This is a genomic window from Pseudomonadota bacterium (assembly GCA_010028905.1).
Classification (GTDB): Bacteria; Vulcanimicrobiota; Xenobia; order RGZZ01; family RGZZ01; genus RGZZ01.
Genome location: RGZZ01000318.1, coordinates 1 through 5,918, shown reverse-complemented (window position 1 = coordinate 5,918; position 5,918 = coordinate 1). Strand labels below are relative to the sequence as shown.

The window sequence follows — 5,918 nt, the reverse complement described above, 5'->3', positions numbered from 1 at the left end:
GAGGGCTTCGAGGGTCTGGCCCGCCACGTGCTCCATCACGATGTAGGGGCGTCCTTCGACCTCACCCACGTCGACCACGGCGGGAAGGCCCGGGTGTCGCAGGCACCCGAGCAGGGCGGCTTCTCGTCGGAACTGTTTGCGTTCTCTCTCGCCAAGCTCACTGGCACCGGCGCTGGCGACCTTGACCGCGAACTGGCGACGGTCGCGACGGGCATGAAAGACGACGCTTCGCGCCCCTCGCCCTATCTCGGCCACCATCTCGAGCTCGGGAACCTGGATCGATTCTGGCAAGACGCTCGGCCTCTCCGCAACGGTGCTCCTCGCAGTGTTCGCGATGGACCCTGCATGTTCCCCGCAAGGGGTCTACGCATTCTGTTGCGCGGGCTTCCGGTCGGGTTGGCGGGCCGTCGCGTTCGCGGGGGCAGCCTGTTCACGAAATGTTCTCGATTTTGAAACATCTGTTCACACCTGTCTTCACCGCGTTAACAACTGCGGGGAGCGACGGCGGTAGTCTGGAGTCAGGAGAAGGTCTGGAGCTGAGAGCGCGGCGCCCGTTCGAGCGCCGCGGGTAGGGAGGGACCAATGCGCTTCTTGTGGGAGTTCTTCAGTCGTGTCCTCACGCGTGCCCCTCGCATCGGCGAGAGTGCGTCGCAGGAACGCCGTCGTGCCACCCGTCAGTCTGACGATCGCGTACTCGACCTCGTTGGCTCGAAACGCATCCAGCTCAGTCAGGTGCAGGCGGCACGTGTGTCGCGAGGCCGACAGTTCGATAGTTCTGGGATGGCCGCCGGAACCATCCTCGATCTGAGCCCTGTGGGCTTGCGCTTTCGCAGCCGTCAGGCCTACCCCGTGTCACGACGGTTGTTCGGTCGACTCGATCTGGCCACGGGACCGAGCAGCGTGGGCATGAAGGTGGTCTGGTCGAGGCCTACCCCTTCTGGGTACGAGTATGGCGCCACCTACACCCCCGTGGTCACGCCATCTGGGGCGGCTTCCTCGGTCCGGCACACCATGGTCTCCTGAGCCCATTCGTCTGCTCTGGCGGTATCACTCTGCTCGGGAGATTTCCCGTGTGGGTGAACCGGCCCAGGAGGGGACCCCCCCCTTCCCCTCGAATGCAATTCACCGGGGAATCCTGCTCGGAATCAGGGCCGACGCTGTGCGGTTCGGTTGAGCATCACTCAGGGGGGGCTCGCGTGCGACTGTGCACCGCGGGTCGGTGGGGGTATGCCAGTTCGTCTCGCTTTCGAGCGCGATGCGCAATCATTTCTCAGATCTGTTCGCCTCGACGACCATCGCGCTCGTCTTGCGGCGTTCAACAATCTCGAAGACCAGTTCTGTGGGGAAGCTGTTCGATGCGGTCTGCTCGGCGATCGCTCGATGCTCGCCGCCCTGCGCGTGCTCTATAGCGAAGGCCTCGTGCACGCGGCTTCACCTGAGCGACGCTGTGAGATCTACATGGCGCTTCGCGCGTTTCTGCAGGCACGGCGCGACATCAGCACCGATGCGCTTCTGCCGTTCGTTCTCTATGAGCCCTGGAGAACTGTGGTGGCGTCCGCGGTTATCGATCTGGTGAATCTCACGCCTGTTCAGGCTTCCGACGTGATGCGCGTCCCGATGGCGATTCGAGACGTGGTTGCGCGTGGCGAGGCGACGAACCGCGGAGCGGTGTTCGGCGGGCTTCTCTACTTTGGAGATCCGCGGGTGTGTGCCCTGCTCGACCCGATTTGCGAGAGCCTCGATGAGGCTGCGTTGCGCGAGGCCATGGCCTGTGCCACGACGATTCTTCGCGCGCCCAGCGTCGAGTACAAGCTGGCGTGGCTGGGGCGTGCCATCGCTGCGAGAGACGCCACCACGGTCGGGGCCGTGGCAGCCGGTCTGGTGCACCAGATCCGCGTGTCGCGCGGCGACAAGGTTCTCATGGGGGAGCGTCCCATTCCCGCGTGGGGAAGTCCCGCGACGGGAGGTCGCCCACAAGAGGTCATGCTGGCTCGATATCGCGATTCCATCGCGCCGCGTCTGCGCGCGCTGATGCGCGCTGAAACCCCCAGTGTCGTGATGCCTCGCGTGCTCGAGGCGTGGGGGGTGTCCGCGCACGGGTGAGGCACGAGAGCACAGGAGCCTGCTGAGCGGTGGGCGAATCTGAATCCTCTATGGGCAACGTTGCTTCGGCCACACCCTGCGAAGGTGTCATGCGCCTGTGACACTTGATGACATTCTCGACGACGCGCTTGCCTGTGGCGCGTCCGACATCTTTCTTGGCGCAGATGAAGTCCCTCGGTACCGCATCACGGGGCGTCTTGTCGCTCGGGGCGATGTGCCCATCCCGTCAGACCGGCTCGCCGACTTGCTCTATCACACCCTCAGGCCGTGGGAGATCGAGCGTCTCGACGCTGAGCATGAGATCGATTTGGCGCTCGAGCGGCGCGGCGATTTTCGCTTTCGCCTGAACATCTTCTTGCGTCGAGGCGGCATGGCCGCCGTCATCCGTCCCATTCCCATCAACATCCCCTCGCCGCAAGAGCTGGGTCTGAGCGAAGCGCTTGTGCGCCTCCTTGAGGTCGGAAACGGCCTCATCCTCGTGACCGGTCGCACCGGCAGCGGAAAATCGACCATGTGCGCCTCATTCCTCGAATACATCAATCAGATTCGAGAGGCGCACATCGTCACGTTCGAAGACCCCATCGAGTTCGTCTTCGAGCCGAGGCGATGCACCATCAGTCAGCGGCAGGTGGGCGAGCACACCCCGTCCTACAACGCCGCACTGCGCGCCGTCTTGAGGCAGAGCCCGGACATCGTCTACGTGGGCGAGATGCGTGATCGTGACACCATCGAGGCGACCTTGTCCATCGCCGAGACCGGACAGCTGGTGCTGGCCAACCTGCACACGAGCAGTGCGTCGCAGACCGTGCATCGCATCGTCGACGTGTTCACGCCTGCGCAACGCGCCCAGATCAGTGTGCAGCTCGCCAACTCCCTGAATGCCGTCATCTGTCAGGTCTTGCTCCCGCGCGTCGACGGTCAGGCGCTCGTGCCGGCGCGAGAGGTCATGCTGGGCACGCCGGCCATCTTGAACCTGATTCGAAAGGGAGAGGCACATCAGCTCTATTCGGCCATCGAGTCGTCCGGCTCGCGTGACATGCACACCATGGATCAGTCCCTGGCCGACCTCGTCCATCGGGGCCTCATTGCCGTCGATGTCGCGCGGGCCCATGCCCACGACATCGAGAGCCTCGAGAGCCTCCTCCGGAGTGGGTCCTCGGGCAGACATGCGTCAACGGGAGGCTGGTAGCGATGAGCGATCTGAGACAGGGCCCGCAGCCCGACGATCTTGCGGTACGCGCCGAGCTTGATGCGGAATGCCGAAGCGCATTGATGGCCTGGGCAACCATCGCCACGTTTGCGCAGGGGGAGCGCATCCAGTCGGCCAGGGAGGCCTCTGACGCGTTCTATCTGCTCCTCGAGGGCCGTGTCGAGATCACGAGCGTGCTCGACGCAGCCGGCGAGCGTCGCCTTCGGCTCACCGTGCTGCAGCCGGGCGATTCGTTCGGAGAGGTGGGTGTTCTCGATGCGCGCCAGCAGGGCGACGAGGTCTGCGCGCTGACACAGGTTCGCGCGCTGCGAATCACATCTGCCGACTGGCAGCGAGCCCGCGACGAGAGACCGCAAGAGGCGCTCACGCTTTCTCGTCTCTTTCTGCTGAGCCACCGCAACCGGGTGCGCCATGCCGAGCTGGCCATGGTGACGCTCAGCGAGGTGACGCGCATCGCGCTTGACGGCGCGCCACTGACCGACCTGCTTCGGGAGACGTTGCGCGCGCTGCAGTTCTTCTGTGCACTCGATGCCGCAGTGGCGTTTCTGGTGAACCCCTACAGCAGTGGCCTTGATGCCACCGTGGGGGTGGGTCGCCCTTCGTTTCTGGAGGGCTTCCGCCCAAAGGAGTCGGGTGAGCTGCAGCGGTTCGAGCTCGTTCCATCGCTGCGCTCCGCGCTCGCGGGGGGCGTTGCCGCGCTCGAGGGCGAGGAGGCGCGGGCCTGGCTGCGCGCGGCATTCGGCTGTGTGTCGAACGATTGCGTGGGGCTGCTGCGCGTGCCCCTTCTCGATGCCGGCACAGAGCGCGGTCTGCTGGTGCTCCTCGATCTCGAAGGGGAGGTGTCGTGGCCGCGCGACGCGGTGACGATTCTCGAGGTCGTCTCCGCGGTGGTGGCGGGTGCGGTCACGCGGGCGCATCACATCGAGATAGAGAGAGCCCGAGAGCGCTTCGAGCGCTTGCGTGAGCGCATCTGAGCGTTCAAAGGGCCATTGAGAGCGCCCCGGTACGCCTGGGGAACGAAAAAGAGGCGCTCTCACGAGGAGAGCGCCTCTTCCACGAATGAACCCACTGGCGTAGCGACAGGCTCAGTCGAGCCTCATCGCAGAAGCGCCTAGCCCTTCTTGCAGTGGTTCTCGCACTTCTTGGTGGCGCACTTCGGGCAGGTCTTGCCCAGTCGCTTGCAGTCGCCGCAGCAATCAGATCCTGCCTTGGCGGCCGGCTTGGCGCTCATCTGCTTGCAGTCGGCGCACTTCGCGCACATCTCGGCGCACATGGCGCAGGTCTTGCCTGCCTTCTTGCACGCGGCGCACTTCGCCATGGCGGCCATGCACTTCTTGCACATGGCGGCGCAGGCTACGCTCATGGGGGCGTTGATGGTGAAGCGCTCGGCCTTGCTCACCTTGATCTCACGCGTGCAGACCACCTTGCCCTGACGGCTGATGGCGACCTTGTGCGTGCCCGGGGCCACGACCCAGTCGGTGACAGGGGCATTGCCGATCTTCTGGTTGTCGATGTGCACCACGCCGCCTGCCGGCTCGGTGTAGATCGAGATGGGGATTCGCGTCGGGGCATCGGCCCACGCGGTGAGGCTGAAGCCCGCCACGAGGGCGATGGCCAGCATGGCGACATGGATGAGGCGCTTCATGGAAAATGTTCCTCCCGTACTGCACTCGCACCCGAACCCGGGTGTGGCGCTGTGAGGTTACACCTTCGTTGGAAGGTCTCCTCTGAGGCTGGTCGGTGCGTGTGCCACGCGTCGGCTTCGCCAGGGCGCCGACCTTCGGCAGGAAGGCTGTGGTCGCGGGCGTAGTCTGGGGCCATGCCTTCTGAGTTCCTTCATCGTCGTCGCGTCGAATTTGCGGAAGTCGATTCTGGCGGCGTGATGCACTTCGCCAACTACTTTCGCTTCATGGAGAGCGCCGAGCACGCGTTCTTCCGCAGCCTGGGCCTGCGTGTCTTTGAGCGCGAGGGCGATGGTACGGTGGCCTGGCCGCGGGTGCGCGCCACCTGTACCTATCAGGCACCGCTGCATGTCGACGACGAGGTCGATGTGCTTGTCATTGTGGCGAGCAAGCGACGACGGGCGGTTGAGCTGTGGTTTGCCATCTATCGCGGAGAGGAGCGGGTTGCACTGGGCGCGTTTCGCAATGTGTGCGTGATGCTCGACCCGCTCACGGGAACCATGAAGTCTCGCGACATCCCCAGCGGCGTCGACGCCTGCCTCGAGGTCGCCGATCCGGAGCGACTCGCCGAGCTGCCTTCGCCCTGGCGGTGACGCGCGGCACAGGCAACGACCCGGGGGCCATTCTCTGAGGGTCAGTAGGCGAAGAAGTCGCGTATCTTCTGCACGAAGATGGCGCGGGTGTTCGAGGTCGACCCGGACGCATCGGCGCTCTCTTCTGTCCGCGCGGCCTGCGCCTTCTTCTGGGCACTGTACTCCTGGCGCCGTTCGAGAATCGTGGAGATGAGCTCTTCGGCGCGCGGATTCTCTTCCATGATCTTGCGGAACGCTTCCTTGTCGAGGCGGAGGAGCTCGGTTTCCTCGAGCGCCACCACAGTAGCGGTTCTGGGGTCGCCCGTGAGCAGCGACATCTCGCCGAAGAAG

Annotated in this window: 8 protein-coding genes; 5 read left to right on the top strand and 3 right to left on the bottom strand. The window is 64.8% G+C overall.

Annotated features, from left to right (window positions below; translation table 11 throughout):
* Positions 1-291: hypothetical protein (locus tag EB084_17940; GenBank protein NDD30141.1), on the bottom strand; the 291-nt coding region annotated here is incomplete at its 3' end.
* A 291-nt stretch (positions 292-582) separates the two neighbouring features.
* Here EB084_17940 and EB084_17935 point away from each other — a divergent pair.
* From EB084_17935 to EB084_17920, 4 genes are all read left to right on the top strand, one after another.
* A complete protein-coding gene (locus EB084_17935) occupies positions 583-1,023 on the top strand; it encodes a hypothetical protein (GenBank protein ID NDD30140.1) in 441 nt (146 codons plus the stop codon).
* A gap of 204 nt (positions 1,024-1,227) precedes the next feature.
* Positions 1,228-2,103: a hypothetical protein gene (locus EB084_17930; protein NDD30139.1), complete on the top strand. Its 876-nt coding sequence runs from the start codon at positions 1,228-1,230 to the stop codon at positions 2,101-2,103.
* Positions 2,104-2,146: 43 nt separating this feature from the next.
* A complete protein-coding gene (locus tag EB084_17925) occupies positions 2,147-3,292 on the top strand; it encodes a PilT/PilU family type 4a pilus ATPase (protein NDD30138.1) in 1,146 nt (381 codons plus the stop codon).
* Between the two features lie 2 nt (positions 3,293-3,294).
* Entirely contained in the window at positions 3,295-4,287 is a 993-nt protein-coding gene (locus tag EB084_17920; protein ID NDD30137.1) for a cyclic nucleotide-binding domain-containing protein, read from the top strand.
* A 137-nt stretch (positions 4,288-4,424) separates the two neighbouring features.
* Here EB084_17920 and EB084_17915 read toward each other — a convergent pair whose 3' ends face one another.
* Entirely contained in the window at positions 4,425-4,958 is a 534-nt protein-coding gene (locus EB084_17915; GenBank protein ID NDD30136.1) for a PEGA domain-containing protein, read from the bottom strand.
* 174 nt (positions 4,959-5,132) lie between these two features.
* On the opposite strand from EB084_17915, the gene EB084_17910 reads away from it, so the two are divergent.
* Positions 5,133-5,588, top strand: a complete 456-nt coding sequence (locus tag EB084_17910; protein NDD30135.1) for an acyl-CoA thioesterase — start codon at positions 5,133-5,135, stop codon at positions 5,586-5,588.
* Between the two features lie 41 nt (positions 5,589-5,629).
* Here the strand turns inward: EB084_17910 and EB084_17905 are convergent.
* Positions 5,630-5,918, bottom strand: a 289-nt coding sequence (locus EB084_17905) for a hypothetical protein (protein ID NDD30134.1), incomplete at its 5' end; no start/stop codon positions are given.

Excerpts from the sequence above, each read along its gene's own strand:
- EB084_17935 (NDD30140.1), top strand. The coding sequence starts at position 583 with ATGCGCTTCTTGTGGGAGTTCTTCAGTCGTGTCCTCACGCGTGCCCCT.
- EB084_17930 (NDD30139.1), top strand. The coding sequence starts at position 1,228 with ATGCCAGTTCGTCTCGCTTTCGAGCGCGATGCGCAATCATTTCTCAGA.
- EB084_17920 (NDD30137.1), top strand. The coding sequence starts at position 3,295 with ATGAGCGATCTGAGACAGGGCCCGCAGCCCGACGATCTTGCGGTACGC.
- EB084_17915 (NDD30136.1), bottom strand. The coding sequence starts at position 4,958 with ATGAAGCGCCTCATCCATGTCGCCATGCTGGCCATCGCCCTCGTGGCG.
- EB084_17910 (NDD30135.1), top strand. The coding sequence starts at position 5,133 with ATGCCTTCTGAGTTCCTTCATCGTCGTCGCGTCGAATTTGCGGAAGTC.